At 77.0% G+C, this 18,630-nt stretch carries 16 protein-coding genes, 1 tRNA gene and 1 other RNA gene; 11 read left to right on the forward strand and 7 right to left on the reverse strand.

The genetic code is table 11. The features are described 5' to 3' along the window. Positions 1 to 3 precede the first annotated feature (3 nt). From FB586_RS03645 to FB586_RS03655, 3 genes are all read right to left on the reverse strand, one after another. Positions 4 to 453, reverse strand: a complete 450-nt coding sequence (locus tag FB586_RS03645; RefSeq protein ID WP_136517928.1) for a ScoMcrA-related endonuclease — start codon at positions 451 to 453, stop codon at positions 4 to 6. Between the two features lie 46 nt (positions 454 to 499). Beyond that, a complete protein-coding gene (locus FB586_RS03650) occupies positions 500 to 1,189 on the reverse strand; it encodes an NUDIX hydrolase (protein WP_136517929.1) in 690 nt (229 codons plus the stop codon). Between the two features lie 91 nt (positions 1,190 to 1,280). Continuing rightward, positions 1,281 to 1,365, reverse strand: a tRNA-Ser gene (locus FB586_RS03655). Positions 1,366 to 1,603: 238 nt separating this feature from the next. Here FB586_RS03655 and FB586_RS03660 point away from each other — a divergent pair. The 8 genes from FB586_RS03660 to FB586_RS03695 all read left to right on the forward strand — a co-directional run bounded on the left by FB586_RS03660 (position 1,604) and on the right by FB586_RS03695 (position 12,316). Beyond that, positions 1,604 to 3,493 (forward strand): alkaline phosphatase, encoded by a 1,890-nt coding sequence (locus FB586_RS03660; protein WP_136517930.1) that lies wholly within the window; start codon positions 1,604 to 1,606, stop codon positions 3,491 to 3,493. Positions 3,494 to 3,596: 103 nt separating this feature from the next. Beyond that, the gene (locus FB586_RS03665; protein WP_136517931.1) at positions 3,597 to 4,724 is read left to right on the forward strand and encodes a hypothetical protein; all 1,128 of its coding nucleotides are present in this window, start codon (positions 3,597 to 3,599) and stop codon (positions 4,722 to 4,724) included. A 60-nt stretch (positions 4,725 to 4,784) separates the two neighbouring features. After that, entirely contained in the window at positions 4,785 to 5,600 is an 816-nt protein-coding gene (locus FB586_RS03670; RefSeq protein WP_246036399.1) for an AAA family ATPase, read from the forward strand. A gap of 48 nt (positions 5,601 to 5,648) precedes the next feature. Further along, positions 5,649 to 6,842 carry a hypothetical protein gene (locus FB586_RS03675; RefSeq protein ID WP_136517932.1) on the forward strand — a complete coding sequence of 398 codons (1,194 nt, stop codon included), beginning with the start codon at positions 5,649 to 5,651 and terminating at the stop codon, positions 6,840 to 6,842. A gap of 258 nt (positions 6,843 to 7,100) precedes the next feature. After that, positions 7,101 to 7,197, forward strand: an RNA gene (gene ffs / locus FB586_RS03680) — signal recognition particle sRNA small type. Between the two features lie 157 nt (positions 7,198 to 7,354). After that, on the forward strand, positions 7,355 to 8,194 hold the full coding sequence (locus tag FB586_RS03685) for an ABC transporter ATP-binding protein (RefSeq protein WP_136517933.1): 840 nt from the start codon (positions 7,355 to 7,357) through the stop codon (positions 8,192 to 8,194). Next, on the forward strand, positions 8,191 to 9,546 hold the full coding sequence (locus tag FB586_RS03690) for an ABC transporter permease family protein (protein ID WP_136517934.1): 1,356 nt from the start codon (positions 8,191 to 8,193) through the stop codon (positions 9,544 to 9,546). The genes FB586_RS03685 and FB586_RS03690 overlap by 4 nt, the downstream gene beginning before the upstream one ends. Positions 9,547 to 9,655: 109 nt before the next feature. Continuing rightward, entirely contained in the window at positions 9,656 to 12,316 is a 2,661-nt protein-coding gene (locus tag FB586_RS03695) for a DNA polymerase III subunit gamma and tau (RefSeq protein ID WP_136517935.1), read from the forward strand. A gap of 52 nt (positions 12,317 to 12,368) precedes the next feature. On the opposite strand, the gene FB586_RS03700 is transcribed toward FB586_RS03695, so the two are convergent. Next, positions 12,369 to 12,746 carry a VOC family protein gene (locus FB586_RS03700; protein ID WP_136517936.1) on the reverse strand — a complete coding sequence of 126 codons (378 nt, stop codon included), beginning with the start codon at positions 12,744 to 12,746 and terminating at the stop codon, positions 12,369 to 12,371. Between the two features lie 78 nt (positions 12,747 to 12,824). Here FB586_RS03700 and FB586_RS03705 point away from each other — a divergent pair, with 78 nt between their 5' ends. The 3 genes from FB586_RS03705 to FB586_RS03715 are packed head-to-tail and all read left to right on the forward strand — an operon-like array spanning position 12,825 to position 14,832. After that, a complete protein-coding gene (locus FB586_RS03705; RefSeq protein WP_136517937.1) occupies positions 12,825 to 13,577 on the forward strand; it encodes a TetR/AcrR family transcriptional regulator in 753 nt (250 codons plus the stop codon). Between the two features lie 9 nt (positions 13,578 to 13,586). Next, positions 13,587 to 14,186: a recombination mediator RecR gene (gene recR / locus FB586_RS03710; RefSeq protein ID WP_136517938.1), complete on the forward strand. Its 600-nt coding sequence runs from the start codon at positions 13,587 to 13,589 to the stop codon at positions 14,184 to 14,186. Positions 14,187 to 14,223: 37 nt separating this feature from the next. Then, complete coding sequence (locus FB586_RS03715; RefSeq protein WP_136517939.1) at positions 14,224 to 14,832, forward strand: DUF5063 domain-containing protein; 609 nt, start codon at positions 14,224 to 14,226, stop codon at positions 14,830 to 14,832. Positions 14,833 to 14,895: 63 nt separating this feature from the next. Here the strand turns inward: FB586_RS03715 and FB586_RS03720 are convergent, their stop codons facing one another. The 3 genes from FB586_RS03720 to FB586_RS03730 all read right to left on the reverse strand — a co-directional run bounded on the left by FB586_RS03720 (position 14,896) and on the right by FB586_RS03730 (position 18,602). Beyond that, on the reverse strand, positions 14,896 to 16,062 hold the full coding sequence (locus tag FB586_RS03720) for an ABC transporter permease (protein WP_246036400.1): 1,167 nt from the start codon (positions 16,060 to 16,062) through the stop codon (positions 14,896 to 14,898). A gap of 5 nt (positions 16,063 to 16,067) precedes the next feature. Beyond that, positions 16,068 to 17,048, reverse strand: a complete 981-nt coding sequence (locus tag FB586_RS03725) for an ABC transporter ATP-binding protein (protein WP_136517940.1) — start codon at positions 17,046 to 17,048, stop codon at positions 16,068 to 16,070. A 156-nt stretch (positions 17,049 to 17,204) separates the two neighbouring features. Further along, on the reverse strand, positions 17,205 to 18,602 hold the full coding sequence (locus tag FB586_RS03730) for a cellulose binding domain-containing protein (protein ID WP_136517941.1): 1,398 nt from the start codon (positions 18,600 to 18,602) through the stop codon (positions 17,205 to 17,207). Positions 18,603 to 18,630: the final 28 nt, after the last annotated feature.

Genomic DNA, 18,630 nt, shown 5'->3' on the forward strand with positions numbered 1-18,630 from the left:
CCGTCAGCTGCAGTTGTCGCAGACGCCCGTCGCGGGCAGCGCCTGGAAGCACGTGGGGCAGATCGCGAGCGGCCGCTCCTCGCGCGTGGGCGTCCGCGTCGAGGCGCGCGGCGTCGTCGTGCGGGGAGCGCGCGGGGTCGACGCCCGCACGGCACGGGCCGGGGACGGCACGGCGGCCGTCGGGGCGCTCACCTCGAAGCCGCGCCGGCGCAGGAGCGACACGGCGCCGTCCATGCCGTGGAAGTCGTCGGCCGTGGCCATGCGCCCCGTCGCCACCCGGTGCGCCACCCCGAGCACGGCGCGCGCGTCGTAGGTCCGGCCCTCGTGGACCAGCACGTACGCGGGCAGAGGCTCGAAGTTGTACAGCGCGAGGAACGCGTCCCCGCCACGGGCGTCGTGCTCGACCATCGCCTGGAGGATGTGCTGCCGGGTCACGGAGGAGAAGGTCGCCACGATGAACCAGGGTACGTCCCTGCGGTCGCGGTCTCGCAGGACCCGTCTACCGGCCGCCGACCTCGAGCCGCTCCAGGGCCTCCTGGACGCTCTCGGGACGGGTCTGCCACGGGACGACCTGCCGGACGCGCACGCCCGGGCCGAACCACGTCGGGTCGTCGACCTCGATGCCCAGCTCGTGCAGATGGGCGACGAGGAGCCCGCGGTCGAACCGGTCCCTGATCCTGCGGGCGCCGTACCGGGCCACGTCCTCGAACGGCAGCGGTCGCCCGGACTCGTACCAGGACCACCGGCCGTCCTGACGGGTGGCGGCGAGCGTGCGCTCGTGCAGGAGCGGAGGCTCCCCGTCGGGCCCACTCACCCACATCTGCGTCGACGCGTGCCCGGGCCCGTGCGGCGGCGAGTGCATCGCGATCACGCAGCGCGTCCCGAGCTGCCGCGCCAGCTCCCCGGCCGCGGCGCTGGGGTCGCCCCCGTTCTTGTCGTTGTTCAGGTAGGCGGTCCACCGGCCGCAGTCGATCACCAGCTCCGTGGTCCACGGCGCCTCCAGCGGCTCCAGGAGGGACAGGCACGCGGGGAACGGCGTCGGGGGCGAGACCTCGAGTCGCTGCCCGAGGCCCCGGCGCCAGCCGAGGTCCGCCTCGAGGACGTCCACCGCGGGAGCCTGGACGAAGGCCACGACCCAGCCGACCGGGCTCCGGGTCCTGCCGAGCAGGGGCGGTTCGGTGACGGGCACGCGCGCATCCTGCCGGACGCAGGAGCGTCGCGGGAGGGCCGCGGACGACCGAGGGCCCGTCACCGGTAGTCGGTGACAGGCCCTCGTGCTGCGGAGGATGGGGGATTCGAACCCCCGAGGGCGTGAACCCAACACGCTTTCCAAGCGTGCGCCATAGGCCACTAGGCGAATCCTCCTGGCGGCGGCAGCCGGTCGGGACCGACGAGCCGCGCGGAGAGTCTACCGGAGCCGACGCCCCGCCCCGCACCACCGGCGCCCCCGGCGTGACGGGACCGGACGGATCAGCGCGAACCGGACCGACGGGAACAGGTCGTGCGAACGGCACCGCATCGTCATGAATCGTTCAACCCCGCTGGGGAGGGTCGTGCTCGGTCGGGACACCCCCGGCCGTCCACGATCCGTAGAGGACCACAGATGCGCCGCAGCAGGACCCCTGCCCGCCGCGCCGGGATCGCCGCCGCGACCCTGGCCACGTCCGCCCTCGTCGTCGTCCCCGCCACCGGGGCCGTCGCGAACCCCGAGGCGCCCGCCGGCGCTCCGAAGAACGTCATCGTGCTCATCGGTGACGGCATGGGCTACAACACGGTCGACCTCGCCAGCGCCTACCAGCACGGCACGACGTACCACCAGGTGGTCGTGAACCCGTCGACGGGTTCCGTCACCCCGGTGCCGGGCACGCCGTCCCAGGTGTTCCAGCAGTTCCCCGTCCAGGTGGGTCAGTCGAACCACTCCGCGAACGGCCGCGCCGAGTACGACCCGCAGGCCGCGTGGAGCGACTTCGACTGGATCAAGGAGGGCGCGACCGACTCGGCCGCCGCCGCCACGGCGCTCGCCACGGGCGTCAAGACGAACAACGGCGTGCTGGGCATCGCCCCCGACGGCACGGTGCTCGAGAACCTCACGCAGCGTGCCGACCGGCTCGGCAAGGCGACGGGCGTCGTCTCGTCCGTGCCGTTCAGCCACGCGACGCCGGCGGGCTTCGCCGCGCACAACGCGAACCGCAACGACCTGTCCGGCGTCACGCACGAGTACCTCGAGGCCGACTACCTCGACGTGGTCATCGGCGCGGGTCACCCGTACTACGACGACAGCCACCGGCTGCTGACGACGCCGAGCTTCGGCTACGTCACGCAGTCCGACTGGCAGCGCCTGCAGGACGGGCAGACCGGCTTCACGCTCCTGGAGGAGAAGGACCAGTTCGAGGCGCTCGCCGCCGGCACCGACGTGCCCGAGCGCGTCTTCGGCGCCGTGCAGGTCGGCTCGACGCTGCAGCAGGGCCGCTCGACGGTCGGCGAGACGCCGTTCGCGGGCGCGATGAACGACGTCCCCGACCTGCCGACGCTCACGCAGGGCGCGCTCAACGTGCTCGAGCGCGAGGAGGACGGCTTCTTCGTCATGGTCGAGGGCGGCGCCATCGACTGGGCCGGCCACGCGAACTCCGACGTGACGACGATCGAGGAGACCGTCGACTTCAACCGCGCGGTCGACACGGCCGTGCAGTGGGTCGAGGAGAACAGCAGCTGGGACGAGACGCTCGTGATCGTCACGTCGGACCACGAGACCGGCTACCTCGCCGGTGCGGGCGCCGACCCGACGTGGACGAGCCTCGTCCCCGGTGCCGCCGAGCAGGTCGCCGGCCACTCGTGGCACTCGGGCAACCACACCAACCAGCTCGTGCCGGTCTACGCCAAGGGCCCGGGTGCGGACGCGATCGCGGCCCGTGCGACCGGCACCGACCCGGTGCGCGGCGCCTACCTCGACAACACCGACCTGGCGAACGTCTTCCTCGACGAGCTGTGGGACTACGTGCCCAGCGAGGAGACGGACGGCATCGAGGTGACGGCCACGCTGCCCGAGCAGGCCCCGGCCGGCAGCCTCGCGCTGACCGTCGCGGACGACGCGCTCGACCTCGGCGACGCGGAGAACCTCGGCGACCGGCTGCGGCTGCAGGCCGCGCTGCCCACGGTCGCGGTGACCGACTCCCGCGCCGACGCCGCCGGCTGGTCCGTCTCGGGCCAGGCCACGGACCTGCTGTCCGACGGTGCGCGGCTGCGCGCCGGCCACCTCGGCTGGGACCCGGTCGTCCTGACGCAGCGCGACGGCGTCGCGGCCGGCGACGAGGTCGAGGGCGTCCTCGACGGCGGTGCCGGCCTGGCGGCCCCGGCGGCGCTCGCGACGGCGAGCGGCGAGGGCCGCACGGGCTCGACCGAGCTGTCGGCCGACCTGCGCCTCGACGTCCCCGTCGACGCGAAGGCGGGCACGTACCGCGGCACGGTCACGCTCAGCCTGTTCGCGCAGGACTGACCCGCACGGCACCGGTGGCGGGGCGCCCGTCCCGCCACCGGTGCCACCGGTGCCCCGCACCCACCTGGCTCCTGCCCGCTGCTCGCTCCCCGGAAGGCCCTCCGTGCTCCACCTCCGCACCCGCGCCGTGCTCGCCCCGGTCCTCGTCGCGCTCGTCGCCGGCCTCGCCGCCGGGCCCGCCGCCGCGGCCTCCGCCGGTCTCGCCGACCCCGACGCGCCGACCGCCGTGCCGACGCACGACCCCGCGCTCGACGTCGACCGCGGCGGGGTCAGCGACCCGCAGGCCGCGACGACGACGTGGTCGCTCGTCCCCGCGTCCCCGGAGGGGCCGGACGGACGGGTGTCGCTGCGGCACGAGGTCGACCCCGGCGCCCAGGTCACCGAGCACCTCGCGCTCACGAACCACACGGACGCCCCGCAGACGTTCGCCCTCGCGGCCGGTGACGGCGTCGTCACGTCCGCCGGCGACTTCGACCTGCCGCCCACGGGCACCGCGCCGCGCGCGGCCGGCGCCTGGCTGGACGTCCCGGCCGAGGTCGAGGTCGGGCCGCGCGCGACCGTCGTGGTGCCCGTGACGCTGACCGTCCCCGCGGACGCCCGCCCGGGCGACCACCCCGCCGGCGTCGTCGCGTCGCTGGCCACGGCGGTCGCCGGCGACGACGGCACGAGCGTCGTGCTGGACTCCCGGGTCGGCGTGCGCCTGCACCTGCGCGTGACGGGGGACGTCGCCGCGGCGCTCGCCGTGACCGACGTCGCCGCCCGCTACGTGCCGTCGTGGAACCCGTTCGCACCCGGCGCCGTCGAGGTGTCGTACGTCGTGGAGAACGCGGGCGACGTGCGCCTCGGCGCCGCGTCGTCCGTCGTGGTCGACCCGTGGCTCGGTGGCGCCGCGGAGGCCGTGGGCGACCCCGTCCGGGAGGTGCTGCCGGGCGGCTCCGTCGCGCGGTCTGTCGTCCTGGAGGGCGTCTGGCCGGGCGTGCGCGCGGGCGTCGACGTGACGGCGGACCCGTCGGTCGTCGGCGAGGACGTCGTGCCCGTGGACCCCGCGGCGGCCGCCGCGTCCGCGACGGTGTGGACGCCGCCGCTCGCGCAGGCCGGTCTCGTCCTCGTCCTGCTCGCGCTCGTGCTGGGCGTGCGGGCCGCACGCCGCCGGGCCGCGGCGCGCATGGAGACGGCGGTCGCGCGGGCCCGCAGCGAGGCCCTCGCGGCGGCCGGCGCGACGACCGGCTGACGCTCCCCGGACGGGCCCGCACCGGGCACCCGTGTCGGGGGCGTGTGGTGGGCTGTCCCCGTGGCGCGGGTGAGCGGGCAGGGGATGCGGAGCGGCCTGCCGGTGTGGCGCGTCGAGGCGGGCGGGACGGACCTGGACGCGGCCGCGGACCTGGTCCCCGGCGAGGACGTCGGCCGCGGACCCGCCCTCGACCGCGACCTCGAGCCCGGGACGGCCGACGACTGGTACCACCGCGTCCCGGCGGTCGGGCAGATCCTCGCCGAAGGGTGGGACCTGTCCGCCGCCACCGTGCTCGTGGGCGAGAACGGCGCCGGCAAGTCGACCGTCGTCGAGGCCGTCGCCGCCGCCTACGGCATGGGCCCCGAGGGCGGCTCCCGCGGCTCGCGGCACCGCACCCGGCGCACCGAGTCCGGCCTCGCCCGCGAGCTGCGGCTGCTGCGGGGGGTCGGCGCCGGCCGGCGCGGGTTCTTCCTGCGCGCCGAGACGATGCACTCCTTCTACACGTACCTCGAGGAGAACCCGGGCGGGACGGACCCGGCGTTCCACGAGATGTCGCACGGGGAGTCGTTCCTCGCCCTGATCGGCGACCGCATGATGTACCCCGGCCTGTACGTCCTGGACGAGCCCGAGTCGGCCCTGTCGTTCACCGGCTGCCTCGCGCTGCTGCAGCACCTGCACGACCTCGTCCGCAACGGCTCGCAGGTGCTCCTGTCCACGCACTCGCCGCTGCTCGCTGCACTGCCCGGGGCCGCGATCTGGGAGGTCGGGGAGTGGGGCCTGCGCCGCAGCGAGTGGGCGGACCTCGACCTCGTGCAGCGCTGGCGCGGTTTCCTCGACGACCCCCGCCGCTACCTCCGGCACGTGCTGGACGACTGACCGGCCCGACCCGGACGAACCGGGCGCGAGTGGGTAGCGTGGGGACGCATGGACCAGACCACCCCTCCCACCGGCGCCCAGCCGTACGTGCACCCGGAGCCGTGGGCCGACGAGCAGTGGCGTGCCCCGCTCCTCGGCTCGGCGATCGCCCTGCTGACGCTCCCCGCCGCCGCGAGCGTGCTCGTCGGGCTGCTCGTGCTCGCCGTCCAGGGGCGCGCCACGTGGCTGCTGGTCGCGCTGTCGGCCCTGGTGACCGCCGCGATCGGCGCCTACGCCGCGGCCATCGCGTTCCGCCGCCGCGACCGGCGTCCCGTCCGCCTGCTCGCCGCGATCGCCGCGGCGTGGGGAGTCGTCACGATCGTCGCGGGCGTCGTCGTGGGGCTCGAGCTCGAGAGCTCCGAGCGCGTCGCCCTCGCGGTCATGCTGGTGGTCGGTGGCGCGTGGACCGCGCTGTTCGGCCTGCTCCTCGGCGTCGCGTGGTGGCTCCTGCCGCCGGGTGCGTCCGACGCGCGTCCGTCGGGACGCGACGACGACGACTCGCCCGTCGCGTCCGCCGACGAGCCCGCCGCGGCGGCGTCCGCCGCGACCGGCTCCCCCGCGACCGCATCCGGCGCCACCACGACCGCCGCCGCGGGGCGCTCGACCCGCCGGGCCCCCGGCGTGACGTCCCCGGGGCCGGCGACCACGCCCGACGCGCCCGCCACCGGTGCGCAGGCCACCGGTGCGCAGGCCGACGCCGACGACGCCGCGCTCGCCGAGTGGCCCGAGTGGGGCGCACCCGGTGCGCCCCGCGGCCCCGCCGGCGGCGAGGCCGGGACGGGCCCGGCGCCCGCCGACGTCGACCCCGTCGCGTCCGCCCTCGCACGCGCACCGGAGCCCGCACCGGCGCCGCAGCCCGCACCCGCGCCGCAGCCCGCATCGGCACCGCAGCAGGCACCGGCACCTCAGCAGTCACCGGCACACCAGCCCGCGCCCGCCGAGCCGGCCCCGCCCCGAGCCCCGGGCCGCACGGCGTCCTCGGCGACCCCGCCGCCGTCGTCCGCGGACGACACGATGGTCGTCGCGGGCCCTCTCCTGGACGACGACGACCTCGACGAGCCGCAGGCGCCCGCGCCCGAGCGGCGCAGCGTCACCTCGACCCCCGTCCGCGGTCGCCGCGGGCCCGACCCGTCCCAGCGGCGCTCCGGCCGCGCACCCGAGGCGGGCCCGCCGACGCAGCGGCTCCCGCACGTCGACCGCTGACGCGGTCCCCCGCGCCCGCGGGCCCGGCCTGGCCACGGCGCCCGGGGGTCCGGCACCCTTCCCGCGCGCGTACGCCCCGTGTACGCACACCGGGCGTACGCCTGCGGCGGACCTGCCGGCACCCCGGGCCGGCGCGCGCCTCGTCCCGCGTCCCGCCGCCCGCGGCCGGACTGCGGCCACCCCGACCGACGCGCCCTGCGGCGCAGGCGGTGGAGCTGGGGGCGGTCCGTCGTTCGCCGCGTCTGCGTTAGGCTGTGGTCAGACCCCTCGTGCGGCGTCATCTCGCTGAACCCCCCCAGGGCCGGAAGGCAGCAAGGGCAGGCGAGCTCTGGCGGGTGTGCGGGGGGTCCTCGCATGTCCGGGCACCGACCGTCGCCGTGCGGGTGCAGGGCGACCGCGGCGCCGTCGTCCCCGCGTCCACCCCCGGGTCCGCCCCCGGTCGGACGAACCGGCCCGGCCGTCGAGACCTCGGACCCACGACGCGCCCCGGGGACGCGGCGCAGGATCGTCGTATGGCCCCTGCGACGCCCCCTCCCACCCCGCCCGCCGCCACGCCGCCGGCTCCCGGCGCGCTGCCGGGCACCGGCCCGGGCACGTCCGCCTGGACGTCCGACGTGCCGCGCCTGGCGGCCCGCGGCCTCGTCAAGCGCTTCGGGGACACCACGGCGCTCGCGGGCGTGGACGTCGCGATCCCCGACGGCGGGTCCCTCGCGGTCATGGGCCCGTCCGGGTCCGGCAAGTCGACGCTCCTGCACTGCCTCGCGGGCATCCACACCCCCGACGCGGGCGTCGTCGCGCTGCAGGGCCGCGAGATCCAGGGGCTGTCGGAGAAGGAGCGGTCGCTGCTGCGGCGCAGCCGGTACGGGTTCGTGTTCCAGTTCGGGCAGCTGCTGTCGGAGCTGTCGGCACTCGAGAACGTGGCGCTGCCGGCGATGCTCACGGGGGCGTCCCGGGTCGAGGCGGAGACGGCCGCGCAGCAGTGGCTCGCGGCGCTCGGCCTCGCGGGCACGGAGGGGCGGCGGCCCGGTGAGCTCTCCGGGGGTCAGGCGCAGCGCGTCGCGGTCGCCCGGGCGCTCATCACGCGCCCCGCCGTCGTCTTCGCCGACGAGCCCACCGGCTCGCTCGACCAGAGCACCGGCCACGACGTCATGCGGGTGCTCGTCGAGTCGACCCGCGCCGTCGGGGCGTCGCTGGTCGTCGTCACCCACGACGCGCAGGTGGCGGCCTGGTGCGACGCCCGCATCGACATGCTCGACGGCCGGGTCGTGCCGGCGGGCACGACGACGGGCGCGGGCGTCGGTCCCCGCGAGGGCGAGCTCGAGGCGATCCGCGCCGCGGCGGTCGGACGATGAACCCGGTCCTCGCGCTCGCGCCGCGCCTGCAGCGCGCCGCCGGCCACGACGGGCGTACGACGACGCTGCTCGCGGTGACCGCGTTCGCGGTGTCGACCGCGCTCGCGCTGAGCGTCGTCGGCGGCCTGCTCGGCTTCGTCGAGCGTGCCGCCCACCCCGCCGACGCGTACCAGCGCGAGTACGGCTCGTTCTACGTCACGCTCGCCACGGCCGCCCTGATCCTGCTGATCGTCCCCGTCGTGACGCTCGCCGGCGCCGCCGCCCGCCTCGGCGTCGCGCGCCGCGACGCCCGGCTGGCGAACCTGCGCCTGCTCGGTGCGACGCCGCGCGAGGTGCTGGGACTGACCGTCGTCGAGACGGCGCTGCAGGGGCTCGTCGGGGCCGTCGCGGGGTCCGCGCTGTACGGGCTGCTGCTGCTCGTGTGGTCGCAGGTGCCGTTCCAGGGGGAGCCGTTCACCGTCGGCGAGCTGTGGGTCGGCGTACCCGTGCTGCTGCTCGCGTGGCTCGCGGTGCCGCTCGTCGCGGTGGTCAGCGGCATGGTGTCGCTGCGCCGCGTCGTCGTCTCGCCGCTCGGCGTGGCCCAGCGCGTGCAGCGTCCCGGGCTGAAGGCGGTCCGCCTGCTCGTCGCGCTCGTCGGGCTCGGGGTCTTCATGGCGCTGTCCGCGCTGGGCGGCGCGCTCGGGGCGGCGCTCGTCGCGTTCCTGCTCGGCGGGCTGCTCGTGGCCTTCGCGACGATGAACGCGGTCGGACCCTGGGTGGTCGGGCGGATCGGCCGCATCCAGCTCAAGCACGCCAAGACCCCCGCGCAGCTGCTCGCCGCGCGGCGCCTGCTCGACGACCCGCGCGCGGTGTGGCGCGTCGTCGGGGGGCTGGGGCTCGCGTCGTTCGTCGCCGGGTGCCTCGCCGTCGTGCCGGTGATGGCCACCGGCGTCGGCAACGACCCGGACATGGTGATGCAGATGTCGGACATCCTCACCGGGGCGCTGCTCACGCTCGGCATCGCGTTCCTCCTGGCTGCCGCGTCCGCGGGCATCGCGCAGGCCGCGCAGGTGCTGGACCGGCGGCGCGAGTACGCCCTCGCCACCCTCGCGGGCGTCCCCGCCGAGCTGTTCGACGAGGTGCGCCGCCGCGAGGTGCTCGTGCCCGTCCTCTACGTCTCCGTCGGCTCGGCCGTGGCCGCGCTGGTGATGTTCTTCCCGCTGTTCGGGTACGCCGCGGTCACCGCACCGCAGGGGCTGCTCCTGCTCCTGGGGAGCCTGACCGTCGGCACGGCGCTCGTCCTGGGCGCCACCGAGTCGGCCCGCCCGCTGCTGCGGCGCGTGCTCGCCGACACCGTGGTCCGCGCCGACTGACGGGGCGCGGCCCGACCGGCACCGGCGCGTGGAGGGCGCGCCGGTGCCGGTCCACACCCCTGACGTCGGCGCTTGTCGCCCTGTGGGTGGCGCCGCGTAGGGTCGGCGCGTGACGACAGCCCTGTACCGGCGCTACCGGCCCGAGTCCTTCGCCGAGGTCATCGGGCAGGACCACGTCACCGCGCCGCTGCGGCAGGCGCTGCGCTCGGGCCAGACCAACCACGCGTACCTGTTCTCCGGTCCGCGCGGGTGCGGCAAGACGACGAGCGCGCGCATCCTCGCGCGCTGCCTCAACTGCGCGCAGGGCCCCACCGACACCCCGTGCGGCGTGTGCCCGTCGTGCGTCGAGCTCGCCCGCGGCGGCCCCGGCAGCCTCGACGTCGTCGAGATCGACGCGGCCAGCCACGGCGGTGTCGACGACGCCCGTGAGCTGCGGGAGCGCGCGACGTTCGCGCCCGCGCGCGACCGGTACAAGATCTTCATCCTCGACGAGGCGCACATGGTCTCGCCGCAGGGCTTCAACGCGCTGCTGAAGATCGTCGAGGAGCCGCCGCCGCACGTGAAGTTCGTGTTCGCGACGACGGAGCCGGACAAGGTCATCGGCACGATCCGCTCGCGCACGCACCACTACCCGTTCCGGCTCATCCCGCCGGACGTGCTCGTGCCGTACCTCGAGGAGCTGTGCGCGAACGAGGGCATCCGCGTCGGCGCCGGCGTGCTGTCGCTCGTCGTGCGCGCGGGCGGTGGGTCGGCGCGCGACACGCTGTCGGTGCTCGACCAGCTCATCGCGGGCGCCGGCGACGAGGGCCTGGAGTACGAGAGCGCGGTCGCGCTGCTCGGCTACACCCACTCCTCGCTGCTGGACGACCTGGTCGAGGCGATCGCCGCGCGCGACGGCGCCTCGGCGTTCCGGGTGGTCGAGCGCGTCGTCGCGACCGGCCACGAGCCGCGCCGGTTCGTGGAGGACCTGCTCGAGCGGCTGCGTGACCTCATCGTCATCGCCGCGTCCGGCGACGCCGCGGGCGCCGTGCTGCGCGACCTGCCGCCGGACCAGCTGGAGCGGATGCGCACGCAGGCCGCGCACCTCGGCATGTCCGAGCTCTCGCGGTCCGCGGACCTCGCGAACACCGCGCTGACCGAGATGGTCGGCGCGACGTCCCCGCGCCTGCACCTCGAGCTGCTCATGGCCCGCCTGCTGCTGCCCGCGGCGGACGACTCGCGCGCCGGGCTCGGTGCGCGGCTCGACCGGCTCGAGCGCGGGCTGCCGGCGGGCGGTGCCGCGCCGCTGGCGAGCGCCCCGGCACCGGTGCGCGCGGAGCCCGTGGCCGCGCCGACGGCGCCGGTCGACGTGGCCCCGGGCCGCGCGACGGTCCCCGTCGGGCGGGACGACGACGCGGAGCAGCGGCAGGCGCCGACGGCGGAGCGACCCGTGGCGCCGGTGGCGCAGCGACTCGTGGCGCCGGCGGCGGAGGAGCGGCTGACGCCCGCCACCGCGGAGCGGCCGGCGCCGCACGCCACGGAGGATCGGCCGACGCCCGCGGCCGACCGCCCGGCGCCGGCCGCCACCGAGCGTCCGACGCCGGCCTCGCCCGAGCGCCCGGCGCCCGCGGACGCCGAGCCGCCTGTGCGCGCGCCCGCCGCGGCGGCGCAGCCGGTCCCGTCGGCCGAGCCGGCACCCGTCCCGGCGGCTGAGCCCGCACCCGTCCCGTCGGCCGACCCCGTCCCGCCGGCCGAGCCTGCACCCGCGGCCCAGCCCGCACCTGCGGCCCAGCCGGCGGCGCCCGTCCCCGGGGCGGCCGCGGTCGCCGCCGACACCGAGATGCTGCGGCGCCGCTGGCCCGACGTGCTGACGACGCTGCGCCGCCTGCGGCTGCCCTCGTGGGCCCTGGTGAACCAGCACGCCCAGGTGCTGGAGCTCGATGCGACGACGCTCCGGCTGGGCTTCCTGCAGCCCGGGCTCGTGACGACGTTCCGCAACAGCGCGCACGGTGACGTCGTGGCGCGGGCGCTGCACGAGACGCTCGGCGTGGGCGTGCGGGTCGAGGCCGTGCTGCACGAGCCGGGCGCGGCGCCCGCCCAGCCCGCGGCGGCCGCCTCGCCGGCCGTGCCGGACGTGCCCGCCGTCATCTCCCGCGAGCGGGCCGCGGCCTCCTGGGACCTGCCGGCGTCGCCCGCCCCCGCGCCGCAGGCGCCCCCGGCGGACCCCTCCGGCGGGGCCGGCGCGCGACCGCCGGCCGGTGCGGGACGCGGCGACGCGCCGCAGCGGCCCGGCGCTCGGGACGCTGTCGGCACACGGTCCGCAGGCCCGGCCGCACCGTCCGCAGGCGCACCCGACGCAGGGGCCGCCGCCGGGGACGCCGCCGCCCCGGTGGGCGCGCCCGACGACGACATCCCGCCCGGCGAGGAGCCGGAGGACCCCTGGGCGACGCCGCCGGACGACGCCGGGCGCCGGCCCCCGGCCGCACCGGGGCGCCCCGCGGCCGACGCCCCTGCCCGTCCCGCCGCCGGCCCGGGCGCACCCGTGCCCGCGGCACCGGCGCCCGCGACACCCCCGGCCGCGACACCCTCGGCCGCCGCGCCGCCGTCGGCACGCGAGCGCGGCATGGCCGCCGCCCGCGCCGCGCAGAGCCAGTTCCGCGCCGCGGAGCCGGACGAGCCCAGCCCGGACGACCCGACGATCGCGTCCTCCGGGCTCGTCGGCGCGCCGCTGGTCATGCAGGTGCTGGGCGGTCGCGTCATCGACGAGCAGGTCGAGGGCGAAGGACTGTGACGCGGTCCGGCGCCCGGCCGCGCACCGGGCCGGCCGCCGGACGCTCAGCCGGTCACACCCACTGGACGAGCTGCCAGACGATCCCGTTGGGGTCGACGAACTGGCAGTACCGCTCGCCCCAGGGCTCGGTCTCGGGCGGGGTGACCACCTGCGCACCGGCGGCCCGGATGCGCTCGAACTCGGCGTCGAGGTCGTCGACCACGAACGCGAGCAGCAGCCCCTGCCCCGCCGGCCCGGCGTGGGACGCGGGGCGGAACGACGACAACCCGGTCCGCAGCAGCGCGATGTGCGCGTGCGCGTCGGGGTGCTCGATCGCGACGAACCCGTCGGCGGACATCCCGCGGACGAAGCCGAGGTGCTCGGTGGCGAAGCGGGCGGACGCCTCCACGTCCGGGACGTTGAGGGACACGGCCATGGCACTGGTACGCACGGGACCTCCCGAGGTCGATGAACTACGTACGTTGTACAACGTTCTGCTCCCGCAGATGTTCCCGCTCCCGGGGGTGAGATGGCGCGCGACCTGATCGACCTGCTCTGGCGCGACCACCCGGACGCCCCCCGGGGCGGCTCCCGCGGTCCCCGCGCCCGCGTCACCACGACCGAGGCGGTGGACGCGGCCGTCGCGCTCGCCGACGCCGAGGGGCTCGACGCGGTCACCGTGCGCCGGCTCGCGGCCGACCTCGGCATCTCCGCCATGGCGCTGTACACGCACGTCGGCAGCCGCGACGACCTGCTCGTCCTCATGGCCGACGCCGCCCACGCCGCGATGCCGCGGCCCCCGCACGCGGAGGCGGACTGGCGGGCGTCCGTCCGGGCCGTCGCCGACGCCAACCTCGCACTCCTCACCGACCACGCCTGGCTGCTCGACGTCACCGACCAGCGCACGGCCCTGGGCCCCGGGACGATCGCGAAGTACGACCACGAGCTGGCCGCCCTCGACGCCCTCGCCCTGGGCGACGTCGACCGCGACGCCGCGCTGACGTTCGTCCTGGACTTCGTCCGGGGCGCCGCGCGGGCCCGCCGGCCCGACCCGCACGGGGCCGCGATGGCGGCGTCGTGGGACGTGTGGGGGCCGCGGCTGGCGGCCTACCTGGGCGACGCGCACCCTCTCGCGCAGCGCGTGGGCGCGGCGGCCGGGGCGGAGCTGGGCGCCGCCTACAGCCCCGATCACGCCTGGCACTTCGGCCTCGACCGGGTCCTCGACGCGCTCGCCGCCCTCGCGCCCGCCACCGGAGGGCTCGACGGGCTCGCGAGCGCCTAGGCTGGCGGGGTGTACGAGGGCGCGATCCAGGACCTGGTCGACGAGCTCGGGCGGCTGCCCGGCGTCGGCCCCAAGAGCGCCCAGCGCATCGCGTTCCACATCCTGGCGGCGGACCCCGCGGACGTGCGGCGCCTCGCGGACGCCCTGACCGAGGTGAAGGCGCGCGTGCAGTTCTGCGAGGTGTGCGGCAACGTCGCGCAGGAGCCGCAGTGCCGCATCTGCCGCGACCCGCGCCGGTCGCCCGCGTTGATCTGCGTGGTCGAGGAGCCCAAGGACGTCGTGGCGATCGAGCGGACCCGCGAGTTCCGCGGCCGGTACCACGTGCTCGGCGGGGCCATCAACCCGATCGCGGGCGTCGGCCCCGACGACCTGCGCATCGCGCAGCTCATGACCCGGCTGGCCGACGGCACCGTCACCGAGGTCATCCTCGCCACCGACCCGAACGTCGAGGGCGAGGCGACGGCCACCTACCTGGCCCGCCTGCTCGTGCCCATGGGCCTGACGGTGAGCCGCCTCGCGTCGGGCCTGCCCGTCGGCGGCGACCTGGAGTACGCGGACGAGGTGACGCTCGGCCGGGCGTTCGAGGGCCGGCGACGGCTCAGCGCGTGACGCCGCGGACCCGCGGCGACGACGGGAGGGGGAGGACATGAGCGACGACGTGCGTGCCGCGGCCGGGCGGGCCGACGACGAGCGGCCCCTGGCGGCGGCCGACCTGCGCGAGATCGGCGAGGCGGTCGCGAACGAGTCGCGCAGCTTCCTGGCGACCGTCACGGAGGTGGCCGCCGGCTCCGCCCCGGAGGCGTCGATGCCGCTGCTGCTGCTCGCGGTCTCCGACCTGCTCGCCGCGGGTGCGCGGCTCGGCGCGACGACCGACGTCGTGCCGCCGTCCCGCTTCGAGCCGGACGTCGGCCCCGACGCCGACCTCGAGCCGCTGCGCGCGAACCTCGCGAACCTGTTCGACGGCATCGACGAGTACGTCGAGGTCATCGACCCCATCCTCGGCCCCGAGATCGAGGAGTCCACGATCTCGGGCGACCTCGTCGCGATCGTCGGCGCGCTCACGCAGGGCCTCGCCCACCACGACCGCGGGCACGTCCTCGAGGCGCTGTGGTGGTGGCAGTTCAGCTACCTGTCCGACTGGGGCGAGCGCGCGGCGAGCACGCTGCGCGCGCTGCAGACGATCCTCGCCCACGTCCGTCTGGACGTGGACGACGACGTCGCCGCCGAGGCGGAGTACGACGCGCTGCAGCCCTGACGACGACGGCCGCGCCCCCCGGTCCGGTGAGGGGCGCGGCCGTCGTGCCGTCCGGGCGGACGGTCAGGCGACCCGCGTGCCGCGGGGGAGCGTGCGCTGCGGGATGCGCAGGCGCCGGACCGCGACGACGAACCCGACGACGCCGAGCAGCAGGTTCGCGGCGAGGCCGTACGGCCAGACCGCGCCGGCGGTGGGGAGCTCGACGGCGGAGCCGTCCTCGATCCAGCACTCCTCCTGCACGTCCGGCGGGCCGGCCCGCAGGAAGCGCACACCCTCGCTGACCGTGCCCAGCGGGTCGAACCGGTTGGCCGCGGCGTCCATCCCGGCGCCGGGGGACGTGCCGGCGGCGTCCGCGACCACGACGAACGGGTTCAGCGCGAGCAGCCACCACGTGCGCTCGGTGTGCGTGACCTCGCGCTCCTCGGTGTAGGTCTCGCACGTCGCGTTCGCCGGTGCGCCGTTCTCGAGCTCCAGGCCGTCGAGGTCCTGCCACTGCTCGGGCGAGATGCCGTGGACCGTCACCGTCTCCGTCTGCGTCACGGCGGGGAACGCGATCCCGAAGAACACGGGCGTGAAGACCGCGAGCCCCGCGACCGTGAGGAACGTCAGCACCGTCGACCCGGCCGGGCGCGCGGCCACCGTCGACCAGCCCAGGCCGATCCCGCAGACCGCCACGAGCAGCAGCGCGACGACGACGACCACGCGCGGCAGCGCCGCGACCGGCACGTCACCGAGCGCGAGGGCGACGCCGAGGAACGGCACGCTGGCGACGAGGAACGCGAGCGCGGCGGACCAGGCGGCCAGCAGCTTGCCGAGCGCGATCTCCGCGGGGGACAGGAGCGTCACCTGGAGCGTCGCGAGGGTGCCAGCGGCGCGGTCCCCGTTGACGGCCGTCGAGGTGAGCGTCGGCGTCACGAGCAGGCCGAGCCCGAGGACCAGCACCGTCACGATCGCGAACAGCAGCGGCCCGCGGGACGGCGGGTCGCTCTCGGTCCGGCTCAGCGCGGCGAGCGCCCCCGACGACAGCAGCGTGATCGCGCCGACCGCGACGACCCACACGACGAGCGCCGTCTTCCACCGCGACGAGCGCACCCGCTGGCGCAGCTCGAGCGCCGCGACCGTCCGCACGCCGTGCCACGTCACGCCGCGTGCCTCGTCCACTCCCGTGGAGCCCGCGTCCGTCCGTGTCGACCCGTCCACCGTCACCACGTCCTCCGTCCGCCCGCCCATGCCGGTCACCGCCGTTCCTCGTCGAGCGCCAGGTACGCCTGCTCGAGCGCGCCGCCGGCGGGCGCGAGGGAGACGACCGGCACGCCGGCGGTCACCGCGTCGCGCACCAGGGCGGCCGCGCCCGCGTCGCCCTCGACGTCGAGCAGCACCGCCCCGTCGGCGGCGTCGGCGTCGGCGCGCCACACGACGCCCGACGCGTCGAGCCACGCGACCAGCGCCGCGCGGTCCAGCGCCCGCAGCCGCCACGTCCGGCGGGCCGCGGCGGCGTCGTCGCCCAGGTGCCCGGCGACCGTGCGGCCGCGGGAGAGGAAGACGGCGTCGTCGGCCATCTCCTCGAGCTCGGACAGCACGTGGCTGGAGACGAGGACCGTGCGGCCCTCGTCCGCGAGGCGGCGCAGCAGCACGCGCAGCTCGACGCGGGAGCGCGGGTCGAGGCCGCTCGCCGGCTCGTCCAGCAGCAGCACCTGCGGGTCGTGCACGAGCGCGCGGGCCAGGCCGAGGCGCTGCTTCTGCCCGCGGGACAGGACGGCCGCGGGCCGGTCCGCGTACTCGGACAGGTGCACGGTGGCGAGCAGGTCCTCGACGCGGCCCGGGATCGCCGCCGGTGCGACCCGGTACGCGTCGGCGAACGTCGTGAGCACTTCACGAGCCGTGAGGGAGTCCCACGTGCCGAACGCGTCGGGCATCCACCCGGTGCGGGCACGGGCGGCGCGCGACTGCGTCACCGGGTCGACACCGGCGACCCGGACCTCGCCCGCGTCGGGGACGAGCAGCCCGGCCAGCACGAGCAGCAGGGTGGTCTTGCCCGAGCCGTTGGGCCCGACGAGCGCCGTGACCGCGCCGGCGCGCGCGACCAGGTCCACGCCGTCGAGGGCCTGCACGGTGCCGAAGGCGCGGCGCAGGCCGCGGACGTCGATGCCGGGCGCGGTCGCCACGGCTGTTCCGGTGCCGCCGGGCGGCAGGTCGGGGGCGGGGGAGTCGGCCATGCCGCGAACGGTAGGGCGTGCCTCCGCGGCGGCGGGTCCTCCTGTGGGCGGACATCCCGGCGCCCCCGCTGCGACCGGGGGCGCGGCGCCCGGCGGCCGCCGGCCCCGCCGGGCGGCCGCGGTCCTGGACGCGGCCGCCCGGCGGGACGTGCGAGGTCAGCAGCCCGTGCGCTGCGTCCCGGTGACGACGTCGTCGAACCACAGGGTGTCCGCGCCGTCGCCGTAGCTCTCCCAGCCGAGCTTGAGGTCGGTCAGCCGCGGCGCCCACTGCTTGGCGTACCACTGCCGGTCGACGTCGTGCGTGGGTGTGCCGTCGGCGACGAGCCCCGGCACCTCCGTGCCGTCGAGCCAGGTGGTCAGGCGCCCGGAGGCGGAGTCGACGAGCGCCTCGACGCAGTGCCACTGCTGCGTCGGCAGCGGCCGGGACAGGGCGACGCCCGCCGGGCTCTGCTCGGGCAGGGTCGCGTCGTCGGACGAGCGGTTCCACTGCAGCGCGCCGTTCTGGCCGCCCATGCGCAGGTCCTTCCCGCCGTCGTTGGCGTCCCGCATGGCCAGGAACGTCACGTGCGACGTCGGCAGGGCGGTCGTGTGCCGCACCCAGAAGCGCAGGTAGGTCGTGGGCGAGGGGGTGGCGCCCGCGGGCTGCGCGCCGGCCTGCGCCTGCACGAACACGTGGTTGCAGTAGCCGACGGCGCCGTCGACCCGCAGCGAGCGGCTGCCGGTGCGGACGACGGAGGAGTCGATGCTCGCGCGGCCCGTGCCGGAGCAGTCGGGGTGGACGACGGTCCACGGGGCCGACGGGGTGCTGGACGTCTGCGTCTCGAAGCCGTCGCAGAAGGAGCCCGTGCAGGCCCCGGGGTCGCGGGTGGGCGTCGGCTGCGGGGTCGGCGAGGGCGGCGTGGTCAGGGTCGGCGTCGGCGCCGGCGCCGGCGGCAGCGTGGGCGCGGTCGGGGTCGGGGTCGGGGTGGGCGTGGGCGTGCTCGTCGGCGTCGGCGTGGGTGTGGGCGTGGGTGTGGGCGTCGGGTTCCAGGTCCGGGTCGGCGTCGGCGTCGGCGTCGTCGGCGGGCCGCCCCAGCCCTCGGGCGCGATCGGGTAGCCCGTGCACAGCTCGCCGTTGAGCCGCACGTTCATCGGCTCCCGCGGCGTGCTCGTCGCCGTGCCCTGGAACCCGAACTCGAGAGCGCCGCCCGCGGGCACCGACCCGTTCCAGGCGAGGTAGCGCGCCGAGTACGCCGCTCCGGAGTACTCGGTGCCCTGCTGCGGGGTGGCGGTCACGGTCGCGTTCCAGGCGTGGGTCGGCCGTGTCCCGGGCACGACGTCCATCCAGTCGACGACCCACCCGCCGGTCAGCGCGCTCGCCGTGGTCACCCGGACCTGGGTGACGAAACCGCCGGACCAGCTCTGCGTCGTGAAGGTGGCGCTGCACCGCGCGGGCGACAGGCCCATCGCGCTGCCGTGCAGGGCCGCGGTCGTCAGCCCGACGGCGACGAGCACCGCCGCGGCCAGGGCGGCGAGGACCGCGCGGGTGCGCGCGGCGAGGTGGGTGGTGGTCATGGTTCTCCCCGGGCGGGCGCCGGCGGTG

Source organism: Cellulomonas telluris (assembly GCF_004886325.1).
In the GTDB taxonomy this organism is placed as follows: Bacteria; Actinomycetota; Actinomycetes; order Actinomycetales; family Cellulomonadaceae; genus Cellulomonas; species Cellulomonas telluris.

Coding starts and splice junctions, on each gene's coding strand:
- FB586_RS03660 (WP_136517930.1), top strand. CDS start 1,604: ATGCGCCGCAGCAGGACCCCTGCCCGCCGCGCCGGGATCGCCGCCGCG.
- FB586_RS03675 (WP_136517932.1), top strand. CDS start 5,649: ATGGACCAGACCACCCCTCCCACCGGCGCCCAGCCGTACGTGCACCCG.
- FB586_RS03685 (WP_136517933.1), top strand. CDS start 7,355: ATGGCCCCTGCGACGCCCCCTCCCACCCCGCCCGCCGCCACGCCGCCG.
- FB586_RS03690 (WP_136517934.1), top strand. CDS start 8,191: ATGAACCCGGTCCTCGCGCTCGCGCCGCGCCTGCAGCGCGCCGCCGGC.
- FB586_RS03705 (WP_136517937.1), top strand. CDS start 12,825: ATGGCGCGCGACCTGATCGACCTGCTCTGGCGCGACCACCCGGACGCC.
- FB586_RS03715 (WP_136517939.1), top strand. CDS start 14,224: ATGAGCGACGACGTGCGTGCCGCGGCCGGGCGGGCCGACGACGAGCGG.
- FB586_RS03720 (WP_246036400.1), bottom strand. CDS start 16,062: ATGGGCGGGCGGACGGAGGACGTGGTGACGGTGGACGGGTCGACACGG.
- FB586_RS03725 (WP_136517940.1), bottom strand. CDS start 17,048: ATGGCCGACTCCCCCGCCCCCGACCTGCCGCCCGGCGGCACCGGAACA.
- FB586_RS03730 (WP_136517941.1), bottom strand. CDS start 18,602: ATGACCACCACCCACCTCGCCGCGCGCACCCGCGCGGTCCTCGCCGCC.